Here is a 16,195-nt window from a genome sequence, read left to right as displayed (position 1 = left end):
CTCAACGACAGACCCCGCCAACGATTCGACTTCTGCACCCCAAATGAGATGATCAGAACCTTCCTGTTGCGATAACCGCTAGAAACCGCCCGCTGGGAACGACCTGATCTGCGACCCAGTTGGATCTGCCTAATTCCAATCGTTGGACGTAAAATGTGCTTGCGGTTCCCGGTTGTCGCCCGAACCTGGCAAACCTGGCGCGTTGTGAGTTGGTGCACCATGTGTGAGTTACCAAAGCGGCGTTGGCGCTCATCGATCACTCCTCTGCGGTTTCTTATCGGTGTCTTGGCGCTTGGAACCATAGTCTTCGGCTGGCTTGCTCCGTCTTTTCCGTGGGGTTTCCCCGTGGTCATCCAGGCGGCCGTGCTCATGGGCGGCGGATTCCTGGCCTTGGCCGTCGCGGTGTTCATGCCCATGGTGCGCGAAGTGGAACTTGGACTCACTCCGAGCGTCAAGCTGGGACCCGCGCTGAAGGACCGCCAAGCCGAGCTGCGGAGCGTCTTCGAGCAGCAAAAGGGCGACCTCGAGTACTGTGCGCACCTCCTGTGCGGCGATCCTGAAACGGCGCGCAGGTTGCTGGAAGCTTCGTGGTCGCAGGCGGCCAGTGCGTGGAAGGGCCCCGCCAGTCCGCTGCTTCGCGTTTATACGTTGTGCCTGCTGGTTGAGAAGCTGAGGAAGGAAGATCTCTGGCTGCGCGGCTCTCTGAAACAGGCCAGCTCTCCGAAACAGACCAGCTCTCCGAAACAGACCAGAAAGGGAAGGCAGCCGCGTCCGAAAGCGGATACCGGTCCCTTGGGCGTGTTGTCGCCCGGCGAGCGGATCGTCGTGGTCCTTCATGAGTTTGCGAACCTGACGGTCTACGAGATCGCCGCCCTGACCAACCAGCCCGTGGATGACGTGCGTCAGCTGTTGACGGGTGCCACGGCCAAAACCAACCAACCGGCTTTGGAAGACGGCCGGCCATGAAAGCGGATTTGCGCGAGCGCCTCCTGGCCGAAGCCTCCTCCCACATCCGCACCCACCCGGCGGACATGGAGCTCGCCCTTGAAAGCGGCATGCAGCGCCTTCGCCGAAGAACCATCAGGACATGGGTGGTGGCCGTGGCAGCCGCGATCCTGTTGACGGCTGGCTTGGTGGCCGTTCGGGTGTTCCTGGACCGCGGACCGGTGGCACTGGCGTCCATCGAGGTCAGCGCGTCCGCCACAGCCCTCCGCCCCGATGCCACAGTGCAGCTCTCTGCCAACGGTGTGTACAGCGATGGTTCGCGCCGCTCCCTGGTGGAGGGCGTTGTCTGGGCCTCCGAAAACCCCGCAGTGGCCGAGGTGGCAGGGTCGGGTGAGGTGACGGCTTTGGCCCCCGGCGAAGCCGGGATGACAGCAACGTACGACGGCGTCTCCGGACGTTTGGCGCTGACCGTCACAAAGCCCGGGTCGGCTCCGCTGACGGGCCTGCGCATCTTCCCGGAGGCGGCGTCCCCGCAGGTTGGTGGCACCGTCCAGTTGGACGCCGTGGGGAGCTTCAGCGACGGCTCGATCGGCAAGCTCAACGTCACGGCTGTTTGGGCTTCGGACCGTCCGGCCGTGGCACAAGTGGACGGCCATGGCCTGGTCACGGCTGTCTCCGCGGGTTCGGCCTTGACCCCGCTGAGGCCACCCTCAGGGACGGTCAGTCGCGGCAATTCGCAGCGGTGGGTGAATACTCCGACGGAACCACGGAGACGTTGACGGCAATCAGCTGGTCCACCGGCAACCCAAAGGTGGCCACAGTCTCCGCGGCAGGACTCGTCACGGGGCAAAGCGTCGGGCAGGTGCCGATCACCGCCCTCCATGTCGATGGAGCGGGCAAGCAGTGGCAAGCCCAGTCCAAGGTAACGGTGGCGCACGCGGTGACTGCCGTCGTCGTCAATCCTCCCGGGCCCTTTGCCCTTAACAGCGGACAGACCGTCCAACTGACCGCAACCGTGGCCTACAGCGACGGTTTGCCAGGAAACGCAACAGTGGTCTGGGCTTCCAGTCGGCCGATCTTTGCCACGGTTGACGGAAACGGGCTGGTCCGCGCCGGCCCGGGGCAGGGGCAGGCAACCGTCACAGCCACCGCGGAGGGTGTCTCCAGTAAAGCCGTTACGGTCAGTGTTGGACCAACCGTCCCCACACCAGGTCCGGTGAAATAGCTCTACAGCTTCGCGATGATCCCCGCCAGCAACGCAGAGATGCGCTTGCCTGCTGCCTCGCCCGCTTCAAGGACTTCGGCGTGGCTCAACGGAACCGGGCTGATGCCGGCGGCGAGGTTCGTCACCAAGGAGATGCCGAAGACTTCCATGCCTGCGTGGCGTCCAGCGATGGCTTCGAGCGCCGTGGACATGCCAACAAGGTCCGCGCCGATCCGCTTGGCGTACTGGACCTCGGCGGGTGTCTCGTAGTGCGGGCCGGTGAACTGGGCGTAGACGCCTTCCTGAAGCGAAGGGTCAACTTCGCGTGCAACGGCCCGCAGGCGCGAGGAGTAGAGGTCGGTGAGGTCCACGAACGTGGCGCCCTCCAGCGGGGAAGTGGCCGTGAGGTTGATGTGGTCGCTGATCAGGACCGGCGTGCCGGGTTCCCAGGCCTCGTTGAGCCCCCCGCAGCCGTTGGTCAGTACCAGGGTCTTGCAGCCGGCAGCAGCGGCAGTGCGCACGCCGTGGACCACTGAGCGGACGCCCCGGCCCTCGTAATAGTGAGTGCGGGCGCCGAGGACCAGGGCCCGCTTGCCTTCTTTGGTGAGGACCGAACGGATGGTGCCCACGTGGCCCACGACTGCCGGTTTGTGGAAGCCCGGAACTTCCGAGGCACTGAGTGTCGCGGTGGTTTCGCCGATCAGGTCGGCGGCTTCTGCCCAGCCGGATCCCAGTACCAGGGCGACGTCGTGGGACTCGACGCCGGTCTCGGCAGCAATATAGTCGGCGGCGTCTTTGGCGGCTTCGAAGGGGTCAGTGTTCAACAGCTCTGAGTTACTCACTGGTACAAGCTACCGTGCACGCGCGGCTCCGCGGTAGGGACGCGCCTGCGGGTGAGGCTTGGCTGACTGGCAGCGGCAGCGCTGATGCGGGAGAATTGAGGATTGTGACCACCCAAGTTGACTTCAGTTCCCCACGAATCGCGATCCTGGGAGGTGGTCCTGGAGGATACGAAGCCGCCATGGTGGCCGCCTCACTCGGCGCCAAAGTCACCATCATCGAACGGGCAGGCCTCGGCGGCTCGGCCGTTCTGACCGACGTCGTGCCTTCCAAGACCCTCATTGCCACCGCCGACCTCATGACCCGCGTCAGCGAAGCTGACGAGCTCGGCGTCAAGTTCGACGACACCGCCTCCAAGCCGCACGCCGACCTCAAGCACATCAACGACCGCGTCCTCAACCTCGCGCGCGGCCAGTCCAAGGACATCCGCGACGGACTCGAGCGCCTCGGCGTCGAAATCGTCATCGGTTCCGGCAAGCTGCTGGACAGCAACACCATCGAGGTCCTCACGCTCGAGGGCACCCGCACTATCGAGGCCGATTCCATCCTCCTGGCCGTCGGAGCCCACCCCCGCGAGCTCCCCACAGCCAAGCCCGACGGCGAACGCATCCTCAACTGGGCGCAGATCTACAACCTGGACGAGCTGCCCGAGGAACTGATCGTGGTGGGGTCCGGTGTCACCGGCGCCGAGTTCGCTTCCGCCTACAACGGCCTCGGTTCCAAGGTCACGCTGATCTCCAGCCGCGACCAGGTCCTCCCGGGCGAGGACACGGACGCCGCCAAGCTGCTGGAGGGCGTGTTCGAGCGCCGCGGCGTGCGCGTCCTGTCCCGCTCGCGCGCCAACGCAGTTGAGCGAACGGACGACGGCGTAAAGGTCACCTTGGGTGACGGATCGGTCGTGACAGGTTCCCACTGCCTGGTGTGTGTAGGGTCCATCCCGAACACGGCGGGGATCGGGTTGGAAGAAGCAGGCGTTGCCCTGACCGAGTCCGGCCACATCAAGGTTGACGGTGTCTCCCGCACCACGGCACCCAACATCTACGCAGCAGGCGACTGCACGGGCGTGTTCGCCTTGGCGTCCGTGGCTGCGATGCAGGGCCGGATCGCCATCGCGCACTTCATGGGCGACGGCGTGAAGCCCCTCAAGCTCAACCAGGTAGCCTCCAACATCTTCACGTCCCCGGAGATCGCTTCCGTAGGTGTTTCCGAGGCCGATCTGGCTTCCGGTAAGTATCAAGGCGATGTGGTGATGCTGTCCTTGCTCAGCAACGCCCGTGCCAAGATGCGCAACACCAAGGACGGCTTCGTCAAGATCATCGCCCGCAAGGGTTCCGGCACCGTGATTGGTGGCGTGGTGGTGGGTCCGAACGCCTCCGAGCTGATCTTCCCGATCTCCGTGGCCGTCACGCAGAAGCTGCACGTGGACGACGTCGCAAGTGCCTTCACGGTGTACCCGTCGCTGACCGGCTCCATCTCGGAGGCTGCACGGCGTCTGCACGTGCACATGTAGCCAGTTCTCTTCACGGGCCCGTTTCGGGGCGTCGCTGCGCATCATGCCGTTCGCACGGCATGATGCGCAGCGAGCCATCGAAACGGGCCCTTTGCGTGTGCGGGCAGTCAGCGGCTTGGGCAGTCAGCGGTGCAGCGCAGCCACGGCGTCGGCGAGGGGCATGTCCAGGGCAGGGCCGTGCCCCGGGAGGATCACGTTTGCTTGCAGGCCCTCCAATTGCCGGGCAGAGGACAGCGCAGCCTCCGGGTCCGAGTGGAACATCCGTTGCAGCATCTGTGGGCCGAGCCTGTTGCTGAGGGGATGTCCGCTGACGAACGTGTCACCGACGGCTATCGCTCCGGCGTCCGGGAGGAAGAGGGCCACGTTGCCTGGCGTATGCCCGGGCACCGAGATGGCCTGCGGACGTCCGGGCAGGTTTGCCAGTTTCTGCTTTGTCCAAGCCTCGGCCAGCGTTGCGGGTTCGGCCTGGAGGGCTTTGGCCTTGATGACGTGCAGCATCCAGCGGAATACCTTGGGACGCCAGATGCGGGCCAGCACCTGGCCCATGGTGACCTGGTGCTTCTCCTTGCCCTGCACGTGCGCCAATTCTTCGGGGGAGCAGAGGATGGGCGTGCCGAACGCCCTGGAGAAGTACGCCGCTGAGCCCGTGTGATCCACATGGCCGTGGGTGATGAGCATGGCCTTGGCGTCGGCCGGCTCCAGGCCGAGTTGCCGGACCGAGTCCAGCACCGCATCCCGGTCAGCCGGGTACCCGCCGTCGATCATGACGAATCCGGACGGATCGCTCACGATGATCCAGTTGGACGCCGGCCCCTCCACGAAGTGGATTCCGGGTGCGGGTTCAGAGATATTCACTCCGGAATTCTAGACCGACGCCCAAGCCACGAGTTCGCGGGAAACGCGCACGCCCCAGCCTCGAGTTCGCGGGAAACGCGCACGCCCCAGTCACGAGTTCGCGGGAAACCGGTGGCCTCGCAAGGAAACTTCCAGCGAACGGGCACGCTTCCAGCGAACTCAGTACTTCGCGGGGAAACGGGCGCGCCCCAGTCACGAGTTCGCGGGAAACGCGCACGCCCCAGTCTCGAGTTCGCGGGAAAGCGGCGGCCTCGCAAGGAAACTTCCAGCGAACGGGCACGCTTCCATCGAACTCGGGGCGCCATGCGGTGAATCGTGAGCTTACGCGGTCTCAGGCGGCAGCCGCTTGGAAGTGTTTTTCGATGAGTCCCTTGATGTCCTCGTGGCAGCCCCCACAGCCCGTTCCGGCACGGGTGGCCTTGGAAACCTCGGCTACCGACGAGCATCCTTCCAAAACGGAGTCCTCAATGCTGGCCGCGCTCACGCCCGCGCAGCGGCAGACGGTGCGCTCCGGATCGGAACTGTTGCCGCCGCCGGAATCCAGCTGGTCCGGGCCATCCAGGCGCAACAACAAGGACCGGTCGGCCGGGAGCTCAGCGGAGCGCTCAAACAGCACAACAAGCTCGGCAGCAGTCCTGGGCATCCCAACCGAGACAAGGCCCTCCAGCACTCCGCCGCGGGTAGTCATCTTGACGTAGCGCCCGTGCTCGGGATCGGCCCACTGGGAGATCTGCCGTCGCGGACGCCCGGCCACGGCGCCGGCTTCCAGCAGTTCCTCGTCCCAGGGATCGGCCTGGTTGTCGCCAGCTACCGCAAGGTTGATGCCACGGGCTTTCAGGACCACTACTCCGGGCTTCTCTGCGGCCAGCGGCTCCAGCGAATCTGCTGCGGACTGCCCGTCGCGGGCCAGGACAACCAAGTACTCAGCCAACCATTCGGCCTGCCTCCAGCCGGGTCCAACCAAACCGGAGGGGCCACCGGCCGTCCGGCACTCAGCGCAGGCAGCATCCGGGCAGCGGACCTCGGCACAGTCACCGATCGCGAACATGTGCGGCTCATGATAGGTGCGGAGGTGGTGGTCCACGAGGATTCCGGCACCCACCGGAAGCCCGCAACCCTCGGCCAGCTCGATTCGCGGACGCACACCGCAGGAGAGGACCAGCAGGTCGCCGTCGATCGCCGAACCGTCGTCCAGGAGCAACGCAGAGAAGGAACCGCCCGGTCCGGCCGTCTCGACGCCGGTGGACCGTGCGTTGCCGGCCATGCGGACACCACCGGCCCGCAGGCTGGCCGTAAGGACCGATCCACTGCCGCGGTCGATGCTGCGGCCGAGCGGGAAGGGTCCATTGTGGACCACAGTGGCACAAGCGCCCTCCTCAGCGGCGGCAAGCGCAGTCTCCAGGCCAAGGACGCCACCACCAAGAACAACCACGCGCTTGTGTTCGGAAACAGCCGAGCGCAGCACCTCCGCGTCCCGCAGGTCGCGGAGCGTAATCACCCCGGCGGGCAACACGGGACCGGACGGATCGGGGTTCAAACCAGTCAGGTTGGGGATGACCGGCCGCGAACCCGTGGCGAAGACCAAACGATCATAGTGCTCGGCTGAGCCGTCGGAGAGGACAACATGCTGCCGGGCGCGGTCGATCCGCCGCACCTTGGTTCCGAGCCGAACATCCACCCCGTCGGCCTCCAAGGAAGCGGCATCAGCCATGGCTAAAGCCTCGGTCGTGGTGCGGCCAACCCCAAGCTCAGCCACCATCACGCGGTTGTAGGCTGCCTCAGTTTCCTGACCAACAACCAAGAGCTGTACCAGCCCGGACCGGACGGAAGGAAGGAGCTCATCCACCAAACGCGCGGCCACGGGGCCGAATCCAACAACAACAATGCGCTCGCTCATGAAGCCTCCTCGGAGTGCAGTGACAATTCGGTGCCGGCAGCAGCTGGAACAATGCTGGATGCTGCCGGCCGGACCCACACTCGGCTGGTCTTGAACTCAGGCATGCCGGAAATGGGGTCGGTAGCTGCTTCGGTCAGCCGGTTGGCGTTTTCCTGGCCCGGGAAGTGGAAGGGCAGGAAGACGGTATCCGGCCGGACGGCGTTGCTTAGCTCGGCACGGCACAGCACCTCGCCGCGCTCGTTGGTCACCGTGGCGTAGTCGCCGTCCGTAATCCCGCGGGAAGCAGCGGTTGCCGGGTGGATCAACAGCCGCACCTGGGGTTGGGCCGCCAGGAGCTCGGCAACGCGCCGGGTCTGGGCGCCCGACTGGTAATGCTCCAGCAGGCGGCCGGTGGCCAACGCCAGGGAGTCGTCCGCAAACGAGCGAACGGCCCGCTTGGACGGAGTCACTGGGACCATGACGGCCCGGCCGTCGGCGTGGGCAAAACCCTCGGAAAACAGCCGGGGCGTGCCATTGCTGCCCACAGGATACGGCCAGTAAGCAGCCTCGCCGCGGTCCAGCATTGCGTAGTCGATCCCGGAGTAGTCGGCCAAGCCGCCGGCGGATGCCAGCCGGAGTTCCTCGAAAACGGTCTCAGGATCATCGCTAAAAGTAGAAGGTGCCTCCAGGAGCTCCGCGAGCCTGGCCATGAGCCACAGTTCGTTGCGGACGCCCGGGGGAGGGGTCAGAGCGCGGCGGCGCCGGATGACGCGGCCCTCCAGATTGGTCAACGTGCCTTCTTCCTCGGCCCACTGCGTCACAGGCAACACCAGGTCCGCTTCCAACGCAGTCTCCGACATGAAGAAGTCGCACACCACCAGGAAGTCCAAGGCACGCAGCCCGGCAGTTACAGCGTTCGTGTCCGGTGCCGAAACCACCACATTGGCGCCGTGCACGAAGAGGCAACGGACGCCGTCGGGCTTTCCAAGGGACTTGAGAAGTTCGACGGCGGGCAGGCCGGGACCGGGGATGAGGGACTCATCGATGCCCCAAACGGAGGCCATGTGCGCGCGGGCGGCGGGATCGGTGATCTTGCGGTAGCCGGGGAGCTGGTCGGCCTTTTGTCCGTGCTCGCGGCCGCCCTGCCCGTTGCCCTGCCCGGTCAGCGTTCCGTAGCCACTGCGCGCCGAGCCGGGAAGACCCAGCAGAAGGCTGAGGTTGATGGCCGCCGTGGCGGTGTCGGTACCGTCAACGTGCTGCTCTACGCCGCGGCCGCTGAGGATGTAGCTGCCGCCGTCGCGGGCACCGTGGGCCAGGCGGCGGGCGGTTTCGCGGATGAGGGTGGCGGGCACACCGGTGATGGACTGGACCCGCTCCGGCCAGAAAGCATTCAGGCTGCGCACCAGCGCCGCGTAGCCGGAGGTCCGCTCTGAGACGTAGTCCGTGTCCACCAGCCCTTCGTGCACCACAACATGGCTGATGCCCAACAACAGGGCCAAATCGGTACCGGGCGTCGGCTGCAGGTGGAGGCCGCCGCCGTCGGACGTAAAGGCAGCAGTAGCCGAGCGGCGGGGATCCACCACGATCAGCCCGCCAGAGTCCCGGGCGCCCTGCAGGTGCTGGACGAACGGGGGCATGGTTTCGGCGACGTTGGAGCCGAGCATGAGGATGACCGACGCCGAGTCGAGGTCGGTGACGGGAAACGGGAGCCCGCGGTCAACGCCGAAGGCCCGGTTGCCGGCAGCAGCGGCGGAGGACATGCAGAACCGGCCGTTGTAGTCGATGCGGGACGTGCGGAGTGCCAGCCGGGCGAACTTGCCCAGCATGTAGGCCTTCTCATTGGTGAGGCCGCCGCCGCCGAAGACTCCGACAGCGTCGTTCCCGTACTGCTGCTGGGTGTCCTTGACCGCCGCTGTGATGAGCATGAGGGCCTGGTCCCAGGGGATCGGCTGGTGAACGCCGTCGGAGCCTTTCAGCAACGGTTCGGTGATGCGTCCGTTGTGGCGCAACAACGACGCCGATGTCCACCCTTTGCGGCACAGCCCGCCCCGGTTGGTGGGGAAGTCGCGCCCGGAAACCTCAAGGGGCGCGGCCGGGGCAGCCACCGGTGCGGGCACTGCCCCGGCCGCTGGGGCAGCCGGGGTCAGCGTCATGGCGCACTGGAGCGCGCAGTAGGGGCAGTGGGTATCGGCGCCGTTGGGCATCTAGATGTGTCCGATCGTGTTGCGCTTCTGGGCCGGGCGGATGTAGAAAGCCCAGCAGACGGTGAGCATCAGGACATAGGCTCCGACGAATCCGTAGAACGCCGGTGTGTAGGAGCCTGCCGTGGTGTTGGAGGCGTTGAGCACCTGGGGGATCACGAAACCGCCGTAGGCGCCGATCGCCGAGATCAGGCCCAAGGATGAGGCTGCGAGCCGCGCGGTTGCTGCGCTGCTGGCTCCTGCACGGGCCGCGCGGCTGGAGGTCGCGAAGATCACGGGGATCATGCGGTACGTTGCCCCGTTGCCGAACCCACTGGCGATGAAGAGGAGCAGGAACAGTCCAAGGAAGAGCCAGAAGTTCTTCAGCGGGAGGGTACAGATCATGGTCAGGGTGATCACTGCCATGGAAGCGAATGCGGTCATGCTCATTCGTGCCCCGCCCATGCGGTCAGCCATGCGGCCACCGTACGGCCGGGCCAGGGAACCGACCAGCGGGCCCAGGAACGCGAGGGACAGTGCAACGGCTCCCAGGTGGATGGAGGAGAACTCGGGGAAGTAGTCCTTGATCAGCTTGGGGAACACGCCGGCGAAGCCGATGAACGAGCCGAACGTACCAATGTAGAGGAAAGCCATGATCCACAGGTGCGGTTCCTTCAGCGCCGCCACCGAACCGGCAACGTCACCCTTGGCGCTGGTGAGGTTGTTCATGTACTTCCAGGCGCCGAAGGCAGCGATCAGGATGAGCGGGATCCAGATGAGGCCGGCCATGGGCAGGTTGACGGTTCCGGCAGCCAGCAGGGTCACGGCGATGGGAACCACCAACTGCGCGACGGCGGCACCCAGGTTTCCGCCGGCAGCGTTCAGGCCCAGCGCCCAGCCCTTTTCGCGGGCGGGGTAGAAGAAGGTGATGTTTGCCATGGAGCTGGCGAAGTTGCCGCCACCGAAGCCTGCCAGGGCTGCGACAAGGAGCATCACTCCGAAGGGAGTTTCCGGGTTGGAGACGCAGATCGCCAGGCCGGAGGAGGGGATGAGCAGGAGCAGCGCCGAGACGATGGTCCAGTTCCGTCCGCCGAACTTGGGAACCATGAACGTGTAGGGGATGCGGAGCGTGGCGCCCACAAGGCTGGGGATCGAGATGAGCCAGAAGATCTGGTTGGTGTCGAACTTGAAGCCTGCTGCCGGAAGCTGCACGACCACGATCGACCACAGCTGCCAGACGACGAATCCGAGGAACTCGGCGAAGATGGACCAGTACAGGTTGCGCTTGGCGATGGACCGGCCTTCGGCTTCCCACTGGCCCTTGTTCTCGGCGTCCCAGTTGGCGATCCAGCGGCCGGGGCGGTGTTCAAGGGCGGGGGCGGCGGTGGCAGCGGACTGGGCGGGAACCAGTTCGTCTGCGGTGCGGTCAACAGTCACGGGAGTGCCTCCTTGGTGGGGGACGTTGTCCTTCAAAATTAGGTTTCGTGCATTTCGCGGACCGTCGCGGTTTGTAAACGTGCTGTGACATTTCCCTATCTGCGGCATCACGAACGCGTGAGACGATGGTGAGGTTGTGGTGCAGACCACAATGTGGGATTTTCCTGTTCGTCCACATCATGGACTTGGTTGTCCAGTCAATGGACTGCGGGAACTATTATTGAACTCTCGAATAATCCATCGCCGCCGGGGCTTTCGTGGCATCAGGCGGCGTAAACGAAAGCTGCTAACTACATGTCTTCCACTGCACCCTCCAGGGAAGGTGAGTCCACCAAGCCAGTGAACTCACGGGGCCGGGTGATCTTCGCCAGCCTGATCGGTACCACGATCGAGTTCTACGACTTCTACGCCTACGCGACGGCGTCGGTCCTCGTCTTCCCGAAGCTCTTCTTCCCCGATGCCACCGACATCAACGCGCTGCTCAGTGCCTTTGCGATCTTCGGTGTAGCCTTCTTCGCCCGCCCCATCGGCGCCGTCGTCTTCGGCCACTTCGGTGACAAGATCGGCCGCAAGGGAACCCTCGTAGCGTCCCTGCTGACCATGGGTATCGCCACCTTCCTCATCGGCCTGCTCCCCGAGGCCTCGCTGCCGGGCTGGGCCATCATGGCACCGGTCCTGCTGGTGGTTCTCCGCTTCTTCCAGGGCTTGGCTCTGGGCGGCGAATGGAGCGGCGCGGCCCTCCTGGCCACCGAGAACGCGCCGGAGGGCAAGCGTGCCATCTACGGCACTTTCCCGCAGTTGGGCGCCCCTATCGGCTTCATCATTGCCAACGTGATCTTCATCTGGATGAACGTTGCCCTGACTCCGGAGCAGTTCCTGGCCTGGGGCTGGCGCGTGCCGTTCCTCCTGAGTGCCGTCCTGGTGATTGTGGGCCTCTACGTCCGCCTCAAGCTCGTCGAGAGCGCATCCTTCACCAAGGTGATCCAGCAGGACAAGATCCAGAAGCTGCCCCTGGGTGCCACCTTCAGGAACCACTGGCGTCCGGTTGTTGCCGGCACCTTCATCATGTTCGCAACGTACGTGCTGTTCTACATCATGACCACCTTCACGCTGTCCTACGGCACCAAGCCCACGCTGGCCGGCGCCCAGGCGGCTGCGGAGAAGGCCGGTAAGCCCATGACCGCCGATCAGATCGCAGCCTTCGTACCGGGCCTCGGTATCTCCCGTTCGGACTTCCTGTGGATGCTGATCATCGGCGTCGTGTTCTTCGGCATCTTCACCGTGGTCTCCGGACCGCTCGCCGAAAAGTGGGGCCGCCGGAAGTTCCTGCTGGGCGTCACGGCCGGCATCTTCGTTTTCGGAGCACTCTGGTTCACCATGTTCGGGCCGGGCCAGGCCGCCGCGATGGTCGGCTTGATCGTTGGCTTCACGCTCATGGGCCTCACGTTCGGTCCCATGGCGGCCATCCTGCCTGAGCTGTTCCCGGCAAACGTCCGCTACACGGGGTCCGCCGTCGCGTATAACCTGTCGTCCATGATCGGTGCAGCCCCTGCCTCGTTCGTCGCCATCGCCCTGTGGTCCGCCGCCAACGGAAGCACTTGGCTGGTGGGCGTGTACATGGCGGTCGCCGCCGTGATCACCTTCATCGCGCTGTGGCTCACACGCGAAACCAAGGACACAGACTACGAGAACAACGTCGCCTGACGCTTAAAGAAGTACGACGTCGGCCCCGCACCAAACGGTGCGGGGCCGACGTCGTTATGGGGTACTTGCTGTTAGTCCTCGATGGTTGCGATGACAGCGCCGGCGGCGACGGTCTCGCCTGCGGAGGCCGTCAGGCCGCGAACCGTGCCGGACTTGTGGGCCGTGAGCGGTTGCTCCATCTTCATGGCTTCGAGCACCACGATCAGGTCGCCTTCGGCAACAACGTCGCCGTCGGCTGCTGCGATTTTGACGATCGTGCCCTGCATCGGCGAGGTCAGTGCGTTGCCACCGGCAGCGGCTGCGGTAGCGCCAGCCGAGCGGGAGCGCTTCTTCGACTTGCCCGCCTTGGCGCCTGCGCCACTGGAGGCAACTGCCACGCCGGCACCCAGGCCGGAGGGGAGGACCACCTCGAGGCGCTTGCCGCCAACCTCGACGACGACGCGTTGGCGTTCACCGGCGTCGGAGGCGTCTGCTCCGGCGCCCGTGGGAGCCCAAGCGGGAATGTTGTTGACGAACTCGGTCTCGATCCAGCGGGTGTGGACCTTGAACGGGCCCTCTGCCGGGGCGAAGTCGGGGTCGGTGACCACTGCGAGGTCGAAGGGGATGACGGTGGGAATGCCTTCCACCACCATTTCCTCGAGGGCCCGGCGGGAGCGCTGGAGGGCCTGCTCGCGGCTGGAACCGGTGACGATGAGCTTGGACAGCATCGAGTCGAAGTTGCCGCTGATGACATCGCCCTGCTCAACGCCGGAATCAACCCGGATGCCGGGGCCCGTGGGGTTCTTCAAGGTGCTGATGGTGCCCGGAGCCGGCATGAAGTTCCGGCCCGGGTCCTCGCCGGTGATGCGGAATTCGAAGGAGTGGCCGCGGACTTCGGGGTCGTCGTAGCCGAGGGCCTCGCCGCGGGCAATACGGAACTGCTCGCGGACAAGGTCGATTCCGGTGACTTCCTCGGACACGCAGTGCTCCACCTGGAGGCGGGTGTTGACCTCAAGGAAGGAAATGGTTCCGTCCTGGCCCACCAGGAATTCGCAGGTTCCGGCGCCCAGGTAGTTGGCCTCCTTGAGGATGGCCTTGGAGGACTCGTACAGGCGCTTGATCTGCTCTTCGCTCAGGTAGGGTGCCGGGGCCTCTTCCACGAGCTTCTGGTTGCGGCGCTGCAGGGAGCAGTCGCGGGTGGAGACTACAACCACGTTGCCGTGGGCGTCTGCGAGGCACTGGGTTTCCACGTGGCGCGGGGAGTCCAGGAAGCGCTCGATGAAGCACTCGCCACGTCCGAAGGCTGCGACGGCCTCGCGGACAGCGGACTCGTAGAGCTCGGGGATCTCTTCCATGGTGCGGGCAACCTTGATGCCACGGCCACCTCCGCCGAAGGCTGCCTTGATGGCAACCGGCAGGCCGAATTCCTCGGCAAACTTCAGGATCTCGTCCGCGTCCTGGACGGGGTCGGCCGTGCCGGGAACCAGCGGGGCGCCAACCTTCTCGGCGATGTGGCGGGCCTGGACCTTGTCGCCAAGGGCGGAAATCGCCTCGGGGGAGGGGCCGATCCAGTTGATGCCGGCCTCGATCACCTTTGCGGCGAATTCGGCGTTCTCTGCCAGGAAGCCGTAGCCGGGGTGGATGCCGTCAGCGCCGGACTGCTTGGCAACGTCGATGATCTTGTCCATCACCAGGTACGACTCTGCGGCCGTATTGCCACCCAGTGCGTAGGCCTCGTCGGCGAGGCGAACGTGCAGGGCGTCACGGTCCGGGTCTGCGTAGACGGCTACGGAGGCAATGCCTTCGTCCCGGGCGGCTCGGATGATGCGGACCGCGATTTCGCCGCGGTTGGCAATCAAGACCTTGGTAAGAGGGCTGGAAATGGGCTGCGCCGGGTTAGCTGACAAGTTGTTGACTCCTTCTGTCCTTCAGGGAGCCTAGCGCGATTGTGAGGGTTCCGCCCATATTGATGGGGGATTCCGTGTGTGAAGCGCTGTTCCTTTGTAGGGTTGCTACAAACTGGTCTGTTGCGCCTGCGGTGCCCACAGTTCGGTGATGCCAACGTTCGCGTGGACCAGCAGATCGCGCAGGGTTGAGATGGAAAGACCGACGACGGCGTGCGGGTCACCGTCCACCTTCCGGATGAACGCACCGCCCAGGCCGTCGATAGTGAAAGACCCCGCGCAGTGGAGCGGTTCTCCGGTGGCAACGTACGCGTCGATGTCGTTTTCGGACATCTCCGCGAAGTGCACTTCCGCACTGGAGACGGCACCCAAGGTGGCGCCTGTGCCTTCGGCGGTCTCGTCGTCGTCGATATCGGCCTGCGTCTCGCGGCAGTCCACCAACCAGTGGCCCGTGTGCAGGACGCCCTTGGAACCGCTCATGCGGAGCATGCGTTCCTTCGCGACCTCGGCCGTGTACGGCTTGCCGTGCGATTCGCCGTCGAACTCGAACACCGAATCGCAGCCGATCACCAACGCGCCCTCGGACTTGGGCAGCGACGCGACGGCCTCGGCCTTGGCGCGGGCCAGGAGCAATGCGGTGTCGTGCGCATCCGTCACTCCGTAACGGGCCTGGACGGCGTCCTCGTCGACGTCGGATACCAGGACGTCGTGCCGGATGCCCGCCTCCGTGAGGAGCTTGGTGCGGGCAGGGGACTGGGAAGCGAGGATCAATCGGGTCACGCCCCAAGCCTAATACGCACCCTCTCTCACTAAACCTCCCTTCCTGGCGGACGCTCTCTCACCGATTCGCCCTTTCCGGCGGACGCTCTCTCACGATGTCGGCCCTAGGCTGGTCGAATGCTGCTTCTCGTAGATCTGGACAACACCTTGGTGGACAGGGCTTCGGCGTTCGATCAGTGGGCCAAAGAGTTCGTCCGGCGACTCGGACGTGCACCCGGTGACGCGGATTGGCTCATTGGCGCAGACCGGGATGGATACGAGTCGAGGCTTTCCCTCGCGGGGCAAATGAAGATCAAGTTTGGCCTCAACCATGACATTGAGGCTCTCGTGCAGATTCTGCTTTTTGAGCACGTGGACCTCATGACCATGGACGCCCAAAATCTACGAGCGCTGAAAGAGGCGCGGGAGGCCGGCTGGCTGATTGGCATTGCCACCAACGGAACGACTGCGCAGCAAACCCGAAAAATCGACCGGCTGGGACTGAACAACTACACCGATGCGATCGTCATTTCCGAGGAAGCTGGCGTCAGCAAACCGGAACGGGAGATATTCGAGATAGCTGCCCATCGCCTGCATGGTGAACCCGGAAATGGCTGGATGGTCGGGGACCATCCCATAGCGGACATCGAGGGTGGCAGGAAGGCAGGCTTGTCGACTGGCTGGGTTTCACGCGGCAGGGCCTGGCCGCATGCTGAGGCGACGCCGGTGCTGACGGGTCTCACGACCGCCGAGGTGATAGACACCATTGTGCGCCGAGCGTCGCGGTGAGAGAGCGTCCGCGAGAAGGGGCGCTTTGGTGATAGAGCGTCGGCGGGAAGGGGTGGTTTGGTGAGAGAGCGTCCGCGGGGAGGGGCGGTTTGGTGAGAGAGCGTCGCCGGGAGGGGCGGTTTGGTGAGAGTGTCCCTATGTTTTTCGTCAAGCGGTTTTGGGTGTTTGGGCTTGGTAGAGGGTGCCGTCGCGGAGCATGGCGTAGAGGGTGTC

General features: G+C 65.0%; 13 protein-coding genes. 6 read left to right on the top strand and 7 right to left on the bottom strand.

From position 1 onward, the window contains the following. Positions 1-285 precede the first annotated feature (285 nt). Genes ACH488_RS21440 through ACH488_RS21430 form a run of 3 tightly spaced genes read left to right on the top strand, consistent with a single transcriptional unit; the run spans position 286 to position 2,170 of the window. A complete protein-coding gene (locus ACH488_RS21440) occupies positions 286-966 on the top strand; it encodes a hypothetical protein (RefSeq protein WP_397326614.1) in 681 nt (226 codons plus the stop codon). Then, on the top strand, positions 963-1,724 hold the full coding sequence (locus tag ACH488_RS21435) for an Ig-like domain-containing protein (RefSeq protein ID WP_397326613.1): 762 nt from the start codon (positions 963-965) through the stop codon (positions 1,722-1,724). The genes ACH488_RS21440 and ACH488_RS21435 overlap by 4 nt, the downstream gene beginning before the upstream one ends. After that, positions 1,688-2,170: an Ig-like domain-containing protein gene (locus tag ACH488_RS21430; protein WP_397326612.1), complete on the top strand. Its 483-nt coding sequence runs from the start codon at positions 1,688-1,690 to the stop codon at positions 2,168-2,170. The genes ACH488_RS21435 and ACH488_RS21430 overlap by 37 nt, the downstream gene beginning before the upstream one ends. A gap of 2 nt (positions 2,171-2,172) precedes the next feature. Here the strand turns inward: ACH488_RS21430 and ACH488_RS21425 are convergent, their stop codons facing one another. Then, on the bottom strand, positions 2,173-2,991 hold the full coding sequence (locus ACH488_RS21425; RefSeq protein WP_397326611.1) for a purine-nucleoside phosphorylase: 819 nt from the start codon (positions 2,989-2,991) through the stop codon (positions 2,173-2,175). Positions 2,992-3,095: 104 nt separating this feature from the next. Between ACH488_RS21425 and ACH488_RS21420 the strand changes: the two genes are divergently transcribed. After that, complete coding sequence (locus tag ACH488_RS21420) at positions 3,096-4,499, top strand: NAD(P)H-quinone dehydrogenase (RefSeq protein ID WP_397326610.1); 1,404 nt, start codon at positions 3,096-3,098, stop codon at positions 4,497-4,499. Between the two features lie 123 nt (positions 4,500-4,622). Here the strand turns inward: ACH488_RS21420 and ACH488_RS21415 are convergent, their stop codons facing one another. The 4 genes from ACH488_RS21415 to ACH488_RS21400 all read right to left on the bottom strand — a co-directional run bounded on the left by ACH488_RS21415 (position 4,623) and on the right by ACH488_RS21400 (position 10,847). Further along, positions 4,623-5,354, bottom strand: a complete 732-nt coding sequence (locus ACH488_RS21415) for an MBL fold metallo-hydrolase (RefSeq protein ID WP_397326609.1) — start codon at positions 5,352-5,354, stop codon at positions 4,623-4,625. A gap of 331 nt (positions 5,355-5,685) precedes the next feature. Continuing rightward, positions 5,686-7,251, bottom strand: coding sequence for an FAD-dependent oxidoreductase (locus ACH488_RS21410; RefSeq protein ID WP_397326608.1), 1,566 nt, complete (start codon positions 7,249-7,251; stop codon positions 5,686-5,688). Further along, a complete protein-coding gene (locus tag ACH488_RS21405; protein ID WP_397326607.1) occupies positions 7,248-9,434 on the bottom strand; it encodes a molybdopterin oxidoreductase family protein in 2,187 nt (728 codons plus the stop codon). The genes ACH488_RS21410 and ACH488_RS21405 overlap by 4 nt, the downstream gene beginning before the upstream one ends. Then, positions 9,435-10,847: an MFS transporter gene (locus tag ACH488_RS21400; protein ID WP_397326606.1), complete on the bottom strand. Its 1,413-nt coding sequence runs from the start codon at positions 10,845-10,847 to the stop codon at positions 9,435-9,437. A gap of 294 nt (positions 10,848-11,141) precedes the next feature. Here ACH488_RS21400 and ACH488_RS21395 point away from each other — a divergent pair, with 294 nt between their 5' ends. Next, on the top strand, positions 11,142-12,551 hold the full coding sequence (locus ACH488_RS21395; RefSeq protein ID WP_397326605.1) for an MFS transporter: 1,410 nt from the start codon (positions 11,142-11,144) through the stop codon (positions 12,549-12,551). A gap of 71 nt (positions 12,552-12,622) precedes the next feature. Here ACH488_RS21395 and ACH488_RS21390 read toward each other — a convergent pair whose 3' ends face one another. Beyond that, entirely contained in the window at positions 12,623-14,437 is a 1,815-nt protein-coding gene (locus ACH488_RS21390) for an acetyl/propionyl/methylcrotonyl-CoA carboxylase subunit alpha (protein ID WP_397326603.1), read from the bottom strand. A 105-nt stretch (positions 14,438-14,542) separates the two neighbouring features. Further along, the gene (locus tag ACH488_RS21385; RefSeq protein WP_397326602.1) at positions 14,543-15,214 is read right to left on the bottom strand and encodes a Maf family protein; all 672 of its coding nucleotides are present in this window, start codon (positions 15,212-15,214) and stop codon (positions 14,543-14,545) included. A gap of 117 nt (positions 15,215-15,331) precedes the next feature. On the opposite strand from ACH488_RS21385, the gene ACH488_RS21380 reads away from it, so the two are divergent. Then, entirely contained in the window at positions 15,332-15,982 is a 651-nt protein-coding gene (locus ACH488_RS21380) for an HAD family hydrolase (RefSeq protein ID WP_397326600.1), read from the top strand. The last annotated feature ends 213 nt before the right edge of the window (positions 15,983-16,195 follow it).

Origin of the sequence: Paenarthrobacter sp. NPDC018779 (genome assembly GCF_044391085.1) — a bacterium.
Taxonomy (GTDB): domain Bacteria; phylum Actinomycetota; class Actinomycetes; order Actinomycetales; family Micrococcaceae; genus Arthrobacter.
Note: the sequence above shows the minus strand (reverse complement) of the source record. Positions and strands in the feature narration are given on the sequence as shown.